Here is a 16,517-nt window from a genome sequence, read left to right on the forward strand (position 1 = left end):
ATAGTGATGGAGTGGATCGTGAGGTTACAACCCGTATCTCTTATAATTGGAAGTTTATTTGGATTTATGTTGATGAAACGAAAGATGAAGAACGAAAGTGTACCATATGAAAAAATGATGGATGCAGTAACAAATGCTTTTCTTATCATCGTATTTGTATGGAAATTTGCACCGGCAATTTTAAATCCAGTATGGGCTATTAGGTCGCCACTGCAAGCATTATTAGCTATAGGAAGTACGAAACATATTGTAGTAGGATGCATAATTGCAAGTGTATACATTGTTTGGAAAAGTAAAAAGGGGCAATTTTCGCTTCGTACTTTACTTGATGCATTACCTATTGCGCTATGTATGAGTATTATTTTTTATTTTTTATTCCACAAAAAAGTAGGAGTACAAACGACATTGCCTTGGGGTGTGACAGTATATGAATCTAATTTTTTATATCATCCTATATTCGCATACGAGATCATTCTGGCTCTTTGTATAGTGGGCTTGTTATGGATGAAAAATGAAAGGCTTGGAAATGGAAAGAATATAAGTGTTTTTCTAATTATTGAGGGGTTTGCTCATATTATTATTTCGCTTGTTAGTGAACAGAATTCGGTTCTATTTGGTTTATCGATGCAGCAAATACTAAGTTTTTGTGTTATGAGTTTAGGGATTTTGTTCGTTCCGAAAAGATAAAAATAGCCATGTATGGAGGAATCCGCACGTGGCTATTTTTATTACATCTATTAAAAAATCGGCGGAGTAACAGAAAATAAAACAATGGCATTTTTCTCGAATTGATTTACCCATTTATGTTTTAAATAAGCGGGTATTTTTACGCTATCACCCGTTTCTAATATGTATTCTTCTTCATTTAAATGTAATGTGATTTTCCCTTCTAATACAAATGCTAATTCTTCACCTTTATGTTCTAGTACATTTTCTGATGAAGCTGTATTCGGCGGGACGGTCATAATTGCTGTTGCTAAATTTCCTGTGAAATCAGGTGATAGCATTTCATATGATAAATTATCGATAATCATTTTTTTGCGTTTATGAGAACGTACAATTAAATCGTCTGTATTTGTATCCTCAAGTAAAAAGCTAAATGTTGGAACATCAAGAGCCTTAGCGAGTACTTTTAATGTTTGGATAGAAGGGTTAGCAGATCCACGCTCTATTTGACTTAACATAGATGGTGTAATATCAGCCATCTTTGCAAGTTCTTTACTCGTTAAACCTTTTTCTTTTCTTTGTTTTTCAATTTTTTTACCAATATCTATATTTTCCATAATGAAAATCTCCTTACTAATTATTAAATTATATTTAAATAAATTAAATTAAAATTAACAAAAGTGGATAATTTATGTTAAACTATATTAAAATTAATTTAATTATAATTTATTAAATCGCAAGCTACAAGGTGATGAGGAGGAAGAGGAATGAAGGAAATAGAGAAATTAAAAGAGGAATATCCACTATTAAATAAATTGATTGAAATAGAAGAAGTGTTTTGGCTGAATCCGAACATGGAAAAGTATGAAACGGCAATAAAAGATTCGCCACTCAGTGAAGAGAATGTAAAAGATGCGGAGGAGAGGTTAAAGCGTTTTGCATCATACATTGCGAAAGTTTTTCCTGAAACGAAAGACACAGGCGGTATTATAGAATCACCTTTAGTGAAGATACCTTCTATGAAACAGTCTTTAGAGAAAAATTACGAGCAACCTATATTAGGAGAATTATTATTAAAATGTGATAGTCATCTCCCGATATCAGGATCAATTAAAGCTAGAGGCGGCATTTATGAAGTGTTGAAACACGCTGAACAATTAGCTTTGCAGCATGGTATGTTAACAGAAGAAGATGATTATTCCATTTTAGATAGTGATACATGTAGAGAGTTTTTTGCCAAATATTCAATTGCGGTCGGTTCAACAGGGAATTTAGGGCTAAGCATTGGGATTATGAGTGCGAAACTAGGTTTTAACGTAACGGTTCATATGTCAGCAGACGCGAAACAATGGAAAAAAGATTTATTAAGAAGTAAAGGTGTAAATGTTATTGAATATGAAGCTGATTACAGTAAAGCTGTAGAAGAAGGAAGAAGGCAAGCAGATGCAGATCCTAGCTGTTATTTTGTAGATGATGAAAACTCACATGATTTATTTTTAGGATACGCAGTAGCAGCATCGCGTTTACAAAAACAATTAGTAGAGTTAGAGATTGTAGTGGATGAAGAACATCCGTTATTCGTTTATCTACCATGCGGAGTAGGGGGCGGGCCTGGCGGCGTCGCATTTGGTTTAAAGTTATTGTATAAAGACAACGTACACTGTTTCTTTGCCGAACCTACGCATTCTCCATGTATGTTACTCGGTTTAATGACAGGACTTCATGATAAAATTGCCGTTCAAGATATCGGAATCGATAATGTAACAGACGCGGACGGACTAGCGGTAGGAAGACCGTCTGGATTTGTCGGTAAAACGATAGAACCATTTTTGAGTGGAAATTACACAGTAAGTGATGAAGAGTTATATAGATTGTTGAAAGAGCTAGCAGATACAGAAAATATTTATTTAGAACCTTCTGCATTAGCGGGTATGATAGGGCCAGTGAAAGTATTCAAAGAAGATACGTATTTAAAAAAACAACAGTTAATAGAGAAGATGAAGAAAGGTACTCATATTGTGTGGGGAACTGGTGGAAGTATGGTTCCCGAAGACGTGATGAATGGGTATTATAAAACAGGGGTGGAAGTAACGTATAAATAAAAATGGGGCTGTATAAACTGGTACCTATGTCAAGGACACACTAAAAAAAGAGATTAAGCAATTAGAAGATGATTCCTATATTGAATAGGGGTCATCTTTTTTAAGTTCCATTGATATCGATAATTGTTATAGTAAACCATATAATGGTTTATTTTTGCCTTTAATTAATTCTGCATCGCCTTTATCAGCTGCTCAAAAAAAACGGTCGTAAATGTCATAGGTATAAGAAGATGACCGTCTTAGATATTCTAGGGATTGTGTATAAAACGACGGTAAAGCATAGACAAGCTGCCTAGCGAAAAAATCGCATTTTAATAGGCTTCTTTAGCATGCCTACTTTTTTAACACTTGCTAGTTTTGAAACAAGAATCATTTCGTATCTAGTAATTTAATTGGTTAGCTTGATGGGCATGTGGTGCTACCCCAGGTTGTGAAATTATTACAAATAAAAAACTAGTGTTAGCTCCTTATAGGGGAATTAGAAATAATGTGCCTATATTCTAATAGAATTTTTGGTATAATTTAGGTGGAAATATATTTTTAACAAAGGAGATTCATAATGAGAGGTTTAAAGAAAGTATTTTCTTTAATTTTTAATAGTAAAAAGAAAGAAATTAAGAATAACAACCATAAAGAACTAGCCTCAAAAATAATGAACTATTTTATTGAACTAGAACATTTTAACTTTATGAATTGTGATAAAGAATCATTAAGCCTTTTTAATTTAAAAAATTATTTTCATAAAGAACCAACTATTGATTACTTCAACTTTATAAGGCCTAATGGTTTACCTCAAAATTATATGCAAATATTTCTACAAAAAAAGAGAGAAAGTGCAAAAGGTAAGTATTTAATGGATGCAAAAGCATCGTTATTCTATTTACCTGTTGCAAAAGAAGAAGTGCTAAGATACTTTTCTAATGAATTTGATAAGAAAATTAGTTTTACTGATTTTCAAGGATTTCCTAATAGTTTTCTTATTCATATTCAATTAGATCATATGCTTAAGCGAATAAAGGATACAACGATAGAATCCAGTGTGGTAGTTAGTCCTATAATTAAGTATTTTCTCCGACCTGGAAAAAGTTTGAAAGAATTAGAGATGGATTTAATAAGTACAATAACGTCAGTAATCGAAGGTGGAAATTATAGTAAAATAAGTAATGATTTAGAGTTTACTGAGTCTGAAGAACACATAGAATTGGCCAGGGCTATAAAATTTATACATGTTAGATATAAAAACTGGTTAGAACTTTCTCGAAACATTCAAAGCACATTGAAATCATACATAAAACATAGCCACTTCGATAAAGAGGGAGTTTTTCGATTTTCTAGTGATAAGAATTACGAAAAGAATATTCGACTTACATACAAAGAATATGTTGGAGTAAATAGTTTCTATATTGAAGATTTAGAGGAAGTAAAATATAACATTAAGCATGAAAAGGTAGGTAAAGCATTAAAGACATATTTAGCCTTAGATAACTGGGAACTATTAAAAAATTCAGGAGAAAGAGTAGACTTTTTTGATAATAACAGTGTTAGTGAGATAAAAAGAATTTTACGAAATATCCCAATAACAAGATGGCCTTCAGGTTTTCCTCTAGGACTTATGCAGCAGGTAGCTTTAAATCTTATAATTGCAAATTCAAAGGAAAAAGAGGGTTTTATTTTTTCTGTAAACGGTCCTCCCGGTACTGGTAAAACTACATTATTAAAAGATGTGTTTGCAAATATTATTTTTGAGAAAGTAAAGTTTTTAAAGGAAACACAGGATTTATTTACAAAAATACAATTTTCTGAGGGACAAGAGGATTATTATTATTCATTTCATTCAAAACTTAAAGAATACCGTATTTTAGTAACATCAAATAATAATGCTGCTGTTGAAAATATAAGTATGGATTTGCCTAAAGATGAGGACTTAATGAAAAACAATTACAAGTTTTTAGGATATAGTAAGGTCGAAAGTCGCTGGGGGAAAATATCAGCCGCAATGGGGAAATCAGCAAATATAAAGGAATATTTTCAAAATATTTCAGATGAGCTTAATGATCTGTGTAATATACATGAAGATGCTGAGTATTCCTTTGATAGTTTAGAACAACAGATATCAAGTATGATTAAAACCGTGCAAGTAAACGATAACTTTGATGATATAGATGACGAAAAGTGGCAATCATCACAAAAACAATTTGTTAATATTGATGGTGATAATAAAGAAGATCGAATTAATTGTGTTCGGAGTAAGCTATTCAAAACAATGATGGATGAATATTGTACTTTCTTAATTGAAAATCAGGACAAAATAGAAAAAAATTTAACTTTAGCAAGGGCTTATTTTTTAGGTGGGAAAGAAAAAGCGAATCTTGATTCTCAAATTAATGAAAAGCAAAGGGAAGAATTCATTCAAGCAATGTTTGATACCATATTCCTACTTACACCTATAATTTCTTCAACCTTTGCGTCTGTTTCAAGATTTTTAAGGGATTTGAAAACGGAAGATATTGGTTGGCTGTTTATTGATGAGGCAGGTCAAGCTACACCACAATCTGCAATTGGAGCCATTTGGCGTTCTAGAAATGTTGTGGTGGTAGGTGATCCATTACAAATACCTCCGGTTGTAACGTTGAGTGATGATCAACTCAAATTAATAGCAAACGAAAGTGCTGGAATTACGAGTGAAAGCTCATTTTTCCATCATTTAACTAGAAGTGAAGTAAGTGTACAAGAATTTGCTGATCTTAATAACAAATTTGGTGGAACAATGATTGACTCCAAAAATAACACAAAGTGGTTGGGCTCACCGCTTCGTGTTCATAGACGTTGTGACAGCCCTATGTTTGAGATATGTAATAAAACAACATACCAAGACAAAATGTTACATGCGACTAAGAACAAAGATATGGTACAGGACCCAATGTACATGAGTCAATGGTTGAATATTGGAGGAAGAACTACTGGTTCAGGAAATCACTATATTTCAGAGCAAGGAAAAAAAGCAATTGAGATTGCCAATAAGTTTACGCAAAATAATCCAGGGAAAGATTGCTACATTATTTCACCTTTTGTAAGTGTGGTTCAAAAGTTAAAACAGTTAAACAAAAATTCAGTAGAAAACAAAAAAATAGAAATCGGAACGGTTCATACTTTCCAAGGAAAAGAAGCCCCATTAGTTATTTTAGTTTTAGGAGTAGATGATCAGCAAACAGGACCGTTAGATTGGGCATCCAGCACTCCGAATCTATTAAACGTTGCAGCAAGCAGAGCAAAAAAATATTTTGTTGTAATTGGGAATTCAGATACTTGGGGAAAAAAGGAATATTTTGATACAGCTTTTAAATATTTATCGAAAGAAACTGTAAAGATAGAATAAGGGTGTTACCTTATTTTTTTCTATCTTGATTTTATTGAAGTTGCTAACTAATTTGGTATAAGAGATATAAAACTAAGAATCTTATAAAATAAAAAAGAGATGTAGAATAATCTACATCTTTTTTGTGTATTAGAAATATAACTTAACTCTGTATTATTATTAGGAACAGCAAAATGTTGCTTTTCTAAGAGAACTTTTTGGAATATAAACTTTACCGTTTTCAATTTTGTATTCAATATCATTCTCTTTCAATTTTTCAGTGTCGACAGTATGTATACTATCGCCCCATCTAACGAATTCTTCATTTTGATTATTTTGATAAAAATAATATGCTATTAACAAACAAAAAATTAACAAGCATAAAAGAATAATAATTTTCTTTTTCAAATCTATCCCCCTAATTGATTTAAATTATAACATCGTTTATTGGACTGAACTTCCTGTTAGCGGAAGAAGAAAAACTGAAATAATAACATTTTGATTCAATTTTTTTATAAACGGTACGACATTATTTCGATTTTACATTAAGGGGTACCAACGTAAAAACGCGGCTATTATATACTAAGATATTTTTAGAAGTAAAAACCCTAACATAAAAAAAATTATTTACGACGCCTTCTCCTTGCTTTTTTTCGCTTATTTATTTGACTATATTTTTTCATATGAGTGCTTTTGTTCCTACAAAAATTAGGTAACTTAAATATAAGAACAGAAATCGCAGAAAAAATGCAAAATATAAGCATTGCAATCATCCAAAGGTTAATATCATAGTCATATAGGGGTCACCATATCATTTCGGGAAAATTGTACGCTAAGGACTACAAAACCTTATCTTTAAAGGATTTTCATAGATAATTACATGTTCAAAAAGAAAAAAATCAAGTTTAATTGAACATTTATTTACACGCTTTATGAACACGATTATAGATAAAAAACGTTGATATTATTGATTTTCACCCTCTGTTCATAAACATACAATTTTCTGAACACTAAAAAATGCCCACATTCTTTTAACTTTATAACACATATAGAAAACATTACTTTTTGTACATATATTGTTTTTTTTTGTTCATCTTTCCTTAGGAGGAATAATCAAAAAATAAATAAGGTTTTTCTAAAATCAAAGAAAAAAATTATGAATTGACAAACTAGAGGACAAATTGTATCTTAAAAAAGACCAACCAGACGGTTTTTTATTCTGGGAGATTTGAATAAACCTATAAAAGAAAGGAGAAAGTAAAATATGCTATCAAAATCTGACCTAAAAAGAAAACTTATATTAGATACCACTAGTGAATTTATAACCGAAAATGGGATTCATGCTGTGACTTTGGATGCTATAGCTAAGAAAGCGGGTATTAGTAAAGGGGGGTTATTACATCATTTTCCAAATAAAGAATCTTTATTAAAGGGGATAGCAGAATATATTTGCCATGAATATGAACTTGCTATCTATAAACAAGCTGAGAGCGATCCAATTTCATTAGGGAAATGGTCCCGTGCATTACTTTCAGTTGCTGAATCTGACTTAGAACATAATGCTCAATTAAACACAGGAATACTTGCAACCTCTTTGTTAAACCCAGATGTGGCTAAAAGTATAATCGAAAGTTATCAGTCCGTTTTAGCAAAAACAGAGCAGGATGGGTTAAATCCTATAACTGCAACTATTATTCGATTAGCGATAGATGGTCTTTATTATTCACAATTGTTAAATGTAGCTCCTTTAGATAAAGAAATGCAGCAAAAAGTAATTGAACAATTAGTTGATATGACAAGAAATGAGGAATAAAAATGAATGCTTATATATTATTAATTACGTCGGTTCTTTGTGAAGTATTTGGCGCTTCCATGTTGAAATCCTCAAATGGATTTAAGAAGCTTTTCCCTTCACTTGGCGTCGCAATTGGATATGGATTAGCTTTTTATATTCTCTCCTTATCACTCAAAACACTACCAATAGGTACAGCTTATGCGATATGGGGCGGATTAGGAACAGCTTTTACAGCGTTGATAGGAATGACGATATTTAAAGAAAATAAGAACCCTAAAAAGTTACTTGGCCTACTTTTTATTATAGGAGGAGTTATGATTTTAAAATTTGGAGGGAGTCATTGATTATGATGAAAGGAGAAAAGAATATGAAAAGTTATATTGCTTTAGCGATTGCTATTATCACAGAGGTATTTGCAACTTCTATGTTAAAAATGTCTGAGGCTTTTACAAATTTGCTCCCTTCTATTGGGGTAATTCTTGGTTTTGGGCTTTCGTTTTACTTCGTGTCACTTGCCCTTAAGACCATTCCTTTAAGTATAGGATATGCAATTTGGTCAGGGGTAGGAACCGTATTAACAGCATTAATTGGAGTTTTAGTTTGGGACGAACATTTTAATGTTTTTATTTTTGGGGGTATCGTAACAATTATAGTTGGGGTTGTATTAGTAAACTCACAAGGTAAATCAGAAGTAGAAAATCAAAGGTAGTTTTAATGTTAGATTTTTTTTAAACTACAACTTTATTTTATATTGTCTAAAAGAAAAATTAATCCTTGCAAACCTAATATATATCGTATACATTATGTATACGAAATGTATACCGTCTGTATACAAAATATATTAAGAGGTGAAAGTGATGGCAGAAACATATCGTAAAGCCAAGGTGTTAAAATTCCTAGAAAAATTGCGTGAAATGAAAGAGATGAATTTAAAATATTCACAAATGTATTTGATGAATTTAAAAGAATTAAATCTCCATATGGAGAAAGACATGTTGTTTCTGGAAAATGTAGAAGAAATGGAAGAGATTTTAGAAAATCTACAGTTTAAGAAAAATGCAGAAAACATTATTTTATCAACAGATCAACTAATGTCTTTTAAAGAAGCAACTAATGCAATAAGAACAATTAAAGATATAGATATTATTTTAGAAGAAGCTGGAGAGTTTTTTGACTTAGATATTCCTGAAAGGAAAGTAAAATCTGAAATGGTAAATTACACGATTCAATCTATTGACCCAATGGATATGACTGGTATTAAAAAGCAATATTATATTATGTTAGGAGAAATCGGTGTATCATACCCTGATGGAACAGGGGATGAAGAATTTGTAGCGGCCGCAAATAAAGTATTTCTGGAGTACGTTACACAAAAAGACATTACAAAAGTAGATGATGGGTTTATTGTTTCGCTACCAGTATATGCTTCTCATCAAGTGATAAAAGATTTAATGAATGCAGAACTATCAGTTCTTGCAATGGTTCCTATAAAAGAAAAAGAGTAAAATATAGTAGATAATAAGGGGAAAATAAGTAAATGGCTGAATTTAGAAATAAAGTATTAGATATTTTAGAAGAAATATGTGAAACCGGCATAGTAAAAGAAAATCTAGATGTTGAACTATTTGAAGAGGGTATTCTTGATTCCTTTGGTACGGTGTCCTTATTAGTAGAGTTTCAAGATCGTTTGGGTATTGAATTATCTATTTCTGATTTTGAGCGCGATCATTGGACAACGCCAAACATGATCGTTAGTAAACTGGGAGAAATGAGATGAAGCAACCAAAGTTTGGTCCGCTATTTTTAGCTTTATTTCTCTTTTTTGGAATGTTATTGATTCCACTTTGCTTTCTTACGCCATTAGTTAGTGAACAAAAGGTTGAAGATGCAACCACTTCACTAAAAAAAGAGATGTTTCAAGGAATTGTTTTACAGCAAAAAATGCTAATGGATCAGAAATATCTTCCTATGTATGGCTCATCAGAGTTTTCACGTTTAGATGTGTACCACCCCTCAAACTATTTTAAGATTAACAATCAAGGCTTTATCCCTTTTTTAGTTGGACGAGGTGGAACACAAAGTTTGACTCATGTACTAAGTCTTTCTGCATTAATGGATAATTTAGAAAACCGAAAAATGGTATTTGTACTCTCACCACAATGGTTTGTGAAAGAAGGCTTGGATGAATTACACTTCGCACCAAATTTTTCATCTCAACAGGCCTATCATTTTCTTTTCAATGATGAATTACAACCTGAGATGAAAAGACAGATCGCTAAACGCCTTTTAGAATTCGAGATTGTACAAAAAGATAAACTGTTAAAAAACTCATTAGAGGGTATTGTATATAATGACACAATTCATTCCCTAAAATCTACGATTTCTAAGCCGTTTGCATATCTATACCGTAATATCTTAGATCGCAAAGACTTAATGATGTCAATATTTGATATTAAATCTCGTAAGGCAAATGTTGATCCTGAATTAAGATTGCTTACCTGGGAAAAAATTCGTAACCATGCGGAGAATACTGGAGAAATGGAATCGGATTCTAATGCATTTGGTATTGTAAATCATTACTATAACAAAAATATTAAAAGTAAGTTAGATAACTTAAAAGGTTATCGAGCGCATGAGTCATATACGGAATCACCCGAATATCAAGATTTTCAACTTATATTAGATATTTTAAAACAAAAGAAAGCAAAACCACTCTTTATATCCGTTCCATTTAATGGACCATGGTATGATTATGCAGGCGTTCCAAAAGAGCGACGTGATGAGTATTATAACAAAATATATGCACAAATCAAAAGGGCTGGATTCCCCATTGTAGATTTTTCTAACCATGAATATGATAAGTATTTTTTAAAAGATACAATTCATATAGGTTGGAAGGGTTGGGTATATTTTGATGAGGAAATTCAAAAATTCTATCAAAATAAATAATGATTATTAATTGGATTTAACATAAATGATGCTTTCTGTTACTCTATTTAAGTAAAAAAATATCATGGTGAAAAATGAATCTCAAAAATATTCTCTGTAAGAGAAGCGTTCCAAAATAGTGAAATGATTAACCGGCTTCATAATATATAAGGAACCAATTATCATAACAAATGTTCCTAGTAAGAAACTAGCTATATGTCTTATCAAGTTCAGTTCTCCTTTAATTATGTTTTCTATATAAATTCATATGGAATATAACGTATTTCTGAAAGATTGTCTTTATTTAAAATAATAATATAAATTTCTATTAAGTTGATAGTGCATGTAGTCATTTCATGGAAATGAATATCTAAATTGAATATTTTAAAAAGCGTAGAAAGATTAAATTCCTACGCTTTTTCTTCTTAAGAAATATTTATTGTTGTTCTAAATTTCTTATATAAGATTTTACAGCTTGTAAGACGCAAAAGAATGGAAAAAAGATTTATTAAGAAGTAAAGGTGTAAATGTTATTGAATATGAAGCTGATTACAGTAAAGCTGTAGAAGAAGGAAGAAGGCAAGCAGATGCAGATCCTAGCTGTTATTTTGTAGATGATGAAAACTCACATGATTTATTTTTAGGATACGCAGTAGCAGCATCGCGTTTACAAAAACAATTAGAAGAGTTAGAGATTGTAGTGGATGAAGAACATCCGTTATTCGTTTATCTACCATGCGGAGTAGGGGGCGAGCCTGGCGGAGTCGCATTTGGTTTGAAGTTATTGTATAAAGACAACGTACACTGTTTCTTTGCAGAGCCAACACATTCACCATGTATGTTACTTGGGTTAATGACAGGACTTCATGATAAAATTGCCGTTCAAGATATCGGAATTGATAATGTAACAGACGCGGACGGACTAGCGGTAGGAAGACCGTCTGGATTTGTCGGTAAAACGATAGAACCATTTTTGAGTGGAGATTACACAGTAAGTGATGAAGAGTTATATAGATTATTAAAAGAACTAGCTGATACGGAAAATATTTATTTAGAGCCTTCTGCATTAGCCGGTATGATAGGACCAGTGAAAGTATGTACAGAAGATGCGTATTTACAAAAGCAACAGTTAATAGAGAAGATGAAGAAAGGTACTCATATTGTGTGGGGAACAGGCGGTAGTATGGTTCCGAAAGATGTGATGAATGGATATTATAAGAAAAGTTCGGAATAAGCACCAATAAGAAGAATGAGGCTAATTATAGCCTCATTCTTTCATGTACATAAAAATCTTTGTTATTTTCACAATAGTTCTTTATAGTATATATAAAGGATAATTAATATTGTATAAATACAACAAAAAGCTTTATTTTACATAATAAGAGGATGTGTATACGATGTCATTACAGACTAAATATATAGCGGGTATTTCGCTTGGGGTTATGGGGGTAGGTTTTGCGGCTTCTATTCCTTTTCAAGGGTCGGTAGCTGGTGAGATTATTCAAGGTGGATTTGAAGCTGGGTTAGTTGGTGGACTTGCGGATTGGTTCGCAGTTACAGCTTTATTCCGTCACCCGATGGGAATTCCAATTCCGCATACAGCTTTGTTACCTAAAAACCGAAAGAGAGTAACGAAAGGGCTCATCAATACGTTAGAAAATGAGTGGCTAACGAAAGAAAGTATTACGAATAAAGTAAAAGAAATGCAGCTAGCACAAATGGTGCTGCAAATTGCAGAGAGAGAAATGCAGTCTGATGCTGTGAAAAAAGGGATTGTAACGATTGCGGAGAAAGCGATTGTTTCAATAGATACGGAAAAATTAGCGGTTATTATTGAAAAAGAATTAAAAACATATTTGCATACAATGAATACAAGTAACATTTTACAAGTGCTTGTTGATCAATTAGTTGTGCAAGAATATGATGAAAAGACACTTGATTACATATTAGTAAAAGTGAAAGACTGGACAGCGCAAGATGAAGCGCGTTACCAACTCGGAAGCTTAGGTATGAAGGCGATGGAAAATATAAAAGTAGATGGATTCTTGCAGTTTACTTTGAAATCATTTATGAATATTGTAGATGAAGATAAAATTGGCGGCATTTTGCAGAAGTTTATTATTAGTAATATTAACAGCTTACAAGATGCTGATAATAGCACGAGACAACTTATATTAGCGAAAATTCGTCAAGAAATTATAAATGTAAAAGAAAATGAAGCGTTGCTACAGGAATTAGAAAAATGGAAAGAAAAGTGGATTGCAAATTGGGATGGTACTGAAAAAATAAAAGAAATGCTTGAGCAAGTACAACAAAAAGCAGTTGCCTTTGTAAACAATGAAGAATTTGCGGATAAGTATGTTATTCCATTTTTACAAAAACAAATGAATAAAATAAAAGATGACGAAGTGACTGTTCAAAAAATAGAAGATTGGTTACAAAAACAAGTTGTGAAGCTTGTTGAGAATAACCATTCGAAAATCGGAAAGCTTGTGCAAGAAAATCTTGATAAGTTAGATGATAAAACGTTAATTGAAATGATTGAAAATAACGTCGGTAAAGATTTGCAATGGATCCGAGTAAACGGAGCTGTTTGCGGATTTATGATTGGCTTAGTGTTAGAGGGAATTAAAGCGATTATATGAGAAAAACCTTCCGCAATTGCGGAAGGTTTTTTTTATTTTTCAATAACGCTCATATTTAAATTGTAAGCTTTCTCAATATTTAACTTGTATGTGCCATTTCCAGTTTTAATCGAATTTTTATACCAATGTTCTTGCCCGTTTAATTCTGGATTTTCTTCTGAAGTATTCTCTTCTTTTTTTGTTACATCTTCAACTTGTTCCCAAGGTGTGCTACCATGTGGTTCTTTTTGATTTGTTACTGCTGTTAAAAATACATCACTCTCTTTTGCAAGATGGACAGACACTCTTGAGCTTTCTTGTACAAACCAATTATTTTGTAATTGCCCTGGATAAAGGGATAGTTCGTTATTTGAAGCACGAACTTCTACATTTTTATTTTGTGGAAGAACGAGTGTCGGTTTGACCTGTGGTGCGGAATTCCATAACGTATGTTGAACTGGTAATGATTTTAAAGTGATATACATTGTTTCCCCGGCTGTTTGAACGGAAAGAAAATCTTCTTGTTTTAAATTAAGTTTTTCATTAGCTTTCGTCGTCATTTCATATGTTCCAAGAAGATGAATTTGATTTGTATCATTTCCCTCTATTGTTAGAGGGTGCTGTCCTGCATCCACTACAATTTTCTTTATAGATTCAGGTATATTAAGTTGTCCACTTGGAATATTACTCGTTTGGCGAGTGGTATGAATAGAATGACGAACCTCATCTAGTAATCCAGTTGATAATAAACAGTAAAAAGCAATGCCAACACTTCCTAAAACACCGATAAAGAAAATACTAAAAATATCATATTTAATAAATGATTGTTCCTTCTTAGAAATTAGAAGGTAAAGTAAAATTTCCACGCCAAGTATAATAAGTAAAACAGGCCACCATGCTGTTAAGGAATCTAATACCTCAGTACCTTTTATAACTGAAAATAGTAAGAAGCAACCTAATGCAATAATAGAAAGCCCCATTGAAAATGTTCCAACGCGCCATGTTCTCATTCTTTCGTACCACCTTTGTTTTCTTTATTTCCAAGTAACAATTTAAAGCCACCACCAATTAAGAGGAGTGCAACGATAGATGTTTGGAAATAGCGATAATATAGCTCACTAAGATGAATGTTAAATATAGTTGCAAAGTAATCATTCAAAATAGGAAGGAGTGTTTGATCTAATAAATAATAACCACCGAGTGTAATTAACCCAATACCGATCCATCTTTGATGATTGATAAAATAATCAATGATAGGTTCGTCATGTACACGTTCTTTTCCATACTTTGCAGTTTGCTGTAAAGCGTCAAAGAAGCTATAGAACCAAATGATTGGAACTAAAAATAAAAACGCAGAAAGTCTTAATAAGTCAAGTAAATAGATAGAAAGTAAAAAGGCTGCCATAAGCTGAAGGCCGCGGCGTTGTAAGCCTAAATACATATGTCCCGCTCCGGGGAACATCGCTAAAATAGAAGCGAATGTTTTATTCTTCTTTCCTTGTTCACGATGCTCTTCAAACTCTTCGAAAATAGTACGATCATCTAGTTGCTCGCCACGTTCTTTTTTCTGGAGTTGCTGAACAACATCGAAGAAATTGTAAATCCATAAAACAGGTAACGTAATAAGGAAGATAAGAAAACTTTCTTGCGATGTTAAAAGTGCAACGAAAATAATCATACTTCCGATTCCTGTACAAGCTACTAAAAATGTAAGTCCACGTTGCATAAGCCCTAATTGAAAATGTCCAAGTCCAGGGATGATGGATAGAAGAATGATATAAAATCGTTCGCTCTCTTTGGAGGACTCTGTCAATTCTCCGGTTGCTTGTTTTTTTGATTGATTAATAATGGTGATAACTAAATCTAATAAATTGATTGCCCATAACACGAATAATAAAAATAGTGAAAGAAAAGCAATATCACGCGCTCCCAATGCTATTGTACAAAATGCTGCAAAGATAAATAGAAATACAGCACCTCCGCTATATAAAATAAATCGTCCCAATTTCTTTAAATATAAATGTCCAAGCCCAGGAATTAGCCCTAATACAAGTGCTAAAAAGGGATTTTTATTCATGCTTTGAACCTCCGTCCTTTTTTGATGTGTCTACCGATTTGTTTACAATTTGTTGTGAGATAGAAGACTCGTTATGTTTTGAAGATTTCTCGAAATTTGATGTCGCTGTGAAAATATATTGGAATAAACCACTTACCATAAAAATAATTGTAGCCGCGGTTGCAATTATGTAGTGAATAATCGTTCGCTTTAATGAGTTTGTTTTTATATTTTCATTAGGTTGTAGCGTTTCAAAATCAATTTGCGTCATAACTTCATTCGTAAATGAATCATCATTTATCATTGGAAGGTTTTCATGCTGTTCATCAATACTTTCCATATAAAGTGCTAAACAATGATCACATTCATAAAGGTGTTCTTCCATAGATTCACGTTCATTGCTTTCTATACAATCTAAAGTATAATTGCGCCAAGCTTCTTTTGAATAATGTGTCATAGAAACTCTTCCTCCTTCCAATGTTTTTTAATCCATTTTCTTGCCCGATACAGTTTCATTTCGACTGTTTTCACTTCGATGTTTTCCTGCAAAGCAATTTCGTGATAACTTTTTTCTTCTAAGTAATGTGCGAGAACGACGTCACGATAATTTTCAGGAAGTTCTCTCAGTTTTTGAGCAATGAGTAATTTTTGCTCTTTCGTCAATAATAAAGCCTCAATATTTTGAGAGGATTTTATATTTTCCTCAGTTTCTTTACATAAGGAGAGTTCTTCGTTTTCTCTAGCTTTTTTTCTCTTATAATCAATAGCGTGATTGGTGGCAATACGTGCCATCCACGTTTTTAATCCGCGAAATTGATAATTTGGGAGAGAGGCGTGAATTTTTACGAATACTTCTTGTGTAACATCTTTCGCATCTTCTTCATGTCTTAAAATAGAAAAGATAACTTGGAAAATATAGTGACGATATGTTTGCACAAGGATACGAAAAGCATGTTCGCTTCCTTGCTGTGCTTTTTCAATTAATTGTTTT

At 32.3% G+C, this 16,517-nt stretch carries 16 protein-coding genes and 2 pseudogenes; 11 read left to right on the plus strand and 7 right to left on the minus strand.

All coding sequences use genetic code 11. The features are described from left to right. The first annotated feature begins 6 nt into the window (after positions 1-6). Positions 7-687 (plus strand): prolipoprotein diacylglyceryl transferase family protein, encoded by a 681-nt coding sequence (locus BGI23_RS08785; RefSeq protein WP_070807287.1) that lies wholly within the window; start codon positions 7-9, stop codon positions 685-687. Between the two features lie 50 nt (positions 688-737). Here the strand turns inward: BGI23_RS08785 and BGI23_RS08790 are convergent, their stop codons facing one another. Next, entirely contained in the window at positions 738-1,283 is a 546-nt protein-coding gene (locus BGI23_RS08790) for a helix-turn-helix domain-containing protein (protein WP_000427640.1), read from the minus strand. Positions 1,284-1,433: 150 nt separating this feature from the next. On the opposite strand from BGI23_RS08790, the gene dsdA reads away from it, so the two are divergent. Further along, positions 1,434-2,768, plus strand: coding sequence for a D-serine ammonia-lyase (gene dsdA, locus BGI23_RS08795; protein ID WP_070805705.1), 1,335 nt, complete (start codon positions 1,434-1,436; stop codon positions 2,766-2,768). A 53-nt stretch (positions 2,769-2,821) separates the two neighbouring features. On the opposite strand, the pseudogene BGI23_RS27220 reads toward dsdA, so the two are convergent. Then, positions 2,822-2,920: pseudogene (locus tag BGI23_RS27220) on the minus strand (IS3 family transposase); the annotation flags it as partial. Between the two features lie 407 nt (positions 2,921-3,327). Between BGI23_RS27220 and BGI23_RS08800 the strand changes: the two are divergent. Further along, a complete protein-coding gene (locus BGI23_RS08800) occupies positions 3,328-6,144 on the plus strand; it encodes an AAA domain-containing protein (RefSeq protein ID WP_070805706.1) in 2,817 nt (938 codons plus the stop codon). Between the two features lie 159 nt (positions 6,145-6,303). Here BGI23_RS08800 and BGI23_RS08805 read toward each other — a convergent pair whose 3' ends face one another. Continuing rightward, entirely contained in the window at positions 6,304-6,531 is a 228-nt protein-coding gene (locus BGI23_RS08805; RefSeq protein ID WP_000726844.1) for a DUF3139 domain-containing protein, read from the minus strand. A gap of 856 nt (positions 6,532-7,387) precedes the next feature. Between BGI23_RS08805 and BGI23_RS08810 the strand changes: the two genes are divergently transcribed. The 8 genes and pseudogenes from BGI23_RS08810 to BGI23_RS08845 all read left to right on the plus strand — a co-directional run bounded on the left by BGI23_RS08810 (position 7,388) and on the right by BGI23_RS08845 (position 13,491). Continuing rightward, positions 7,388-7,936: a TetR/AcrR family transcriptional regulator gene (locus tag BGI23_RS08810; RefSeq protein WP_000949575.1), complete on the plus strand. Its 549-nt coding sequence runs from the start codon at positions 7,388-7,390 to the stop codon at positions 7,934-7,936. 2 nt (positions 7,937-7,938) lie between these two features. After that, positions 7,939-8,262 (plus strand): DMT family transporter, encoded by a 324-nt coding sequence (locus BGI23_RS08815; RefSeq protein WP_000995315.1) that lies wholly within the window; start codon positions 7,939-7,941, stop codon positions 8,260-8,262. A 23-nt stretch (positions 8,263-8,285) separates the two neighbouring features. Then, entirely contained in the window at positions 8,286-8,627 is a 342-nt protein-coding gene (locus BGI23_RS08820; RefSeq protein WP_041184198.1) for a DMT family transporter, read from the plus strand. 148 nt (positions 8,628-8,775) lie between these two features. Beyond that, positions 8,776-9,423: a glycoside hydrolase family 18 protein gene (locus tag BGI23_RS08825; protein ID WP_044790516.1), complete on the plus strand. Its 648-nt coding sequence runs from the start codon at positions 8,776-8,778 to the stop codon at positions 9,421-9,423. A 32-nt stretch (positions 9,424-9,455) separates the two neighbouring features. Next, positions 9,456-9,695, plus strand: a complete 240-nt coding sequence (dltC, locus tag BGI23_RS08830) for a D-alanine--poly(phosphoribitol) ligase subunit DltC (RefSeq protein ID WP_000807386.1) — start codon at positions 9,456-9,458, stop codon at positions 9,693-9,695. Next, positions 9,692-10,867 (plus strand): D-alanyl-lipoteichoic acid biosynthesis protein DltD, encoded by a 1,176-nt coding sequence (gene dltD, locus BGI23_RS08835; protein WP_000812862.1) that lies wholly within the window; start codon positions 9,692-9,694, stop codon positions 10,865-10,867. The genes dltC and dltD overlap by 4 nt, the downstream gene beginning before the upstream one ends. A gap of 460 nt (positions 10,868-11,327) precedes the next feature. After that, positions 11,328-12,080 (plus strand): annotated as a pseudogene (locus BGI23_RS08840) (D-serine ammonia-lyase); the annotation flags it as partial. A gap of 163 nt (positions 12,081-12,243) precedes the next feature. Further along, positions 12,244-13,491, plus strand: a complete 1,248-nt coding sequence (locus BGI23_RS08845; protein ID WP_070805707.1) for a DUF445 domain-containing protein — start codon at positions 12,244-12,246, stop codon at positions 13,489-13,491. 32 nt (positions 13,492-13,523) lie between these two features. Here the strand turns inward: BGI23_RS08845 and exsE are convergent, their stop codons facing one another. Genes exsE through BGI23_RS08865 form a run of 4 tightly spaced genes read right to left on the minus strand, consistent with a single transcriptional unit; the run spans position 13,524 to position 16,462 of the window. Next, complete coding sequence (gene exsE, locus BGI23_RS08850; protein WP_044790512.1) at positions 13,524-14,480, minus strand: exosporium protein ExsE; 957 nt, start codon at positions 14,478-14,480, stop codon at positions 13,524-13,526. After that, positions 14,477-15,547, minus strand: a complete 1,071-nt coding sequence (locus tag BGI23_RS08855) for a hypothetical protein (RefSeq protein WP_070805708.1) — start codon at positions 15,545-15,547, stop codon at positions 14,477-14,479. The genes exsE and BGI23_RS08855 overlap by 4 nt, the downstream gene beginning before the upstream one ends. Beyond that, positions 15,540-15,983 carry a hypothetical protein gene (locus BGI23_RS08860; protein WP_070805709.1) on the minus strand — a complete coding sequence of 148 codons (444 nt, stop codon included), beginning with the start codon at positions 15,981-15,983 and terminating at the stop codon, positions 15,540-15,542. The genes BGI23_RS08855 and BGI23_RS08860 overlap by 8 nt, the downstream gene beginning before the upstream one ends. Then, complete coding sequence (locus tag BGI23_RS08865; protein ID WP_265153271.1) at positions 15,980-16,462, minus strand: RNA polymerase sigma factor; 483 nt, start codon at positions 16,460-16,462, stop codon at positions 15,980-15,982. The genes BGI23_RS08860 and BGI23_RS08865 overlap by 4 nt, the downstream gene beginning before the upstream one ends. Positions 16,463-16,517 lie beyond the last annotated feature (55 nt).

The sequence above is a fragment of the Bacillus sp. ABP14 genome (genome assembly GCF_001831375.1).
In the GTDB taxonomy this organism is placed as follows: domain Bacteria; phylum Bacillota; class Bacilli; order Bacillales; family Bacillaceae_G; genus Bacillus_A; species Bacillus_A paranthracis.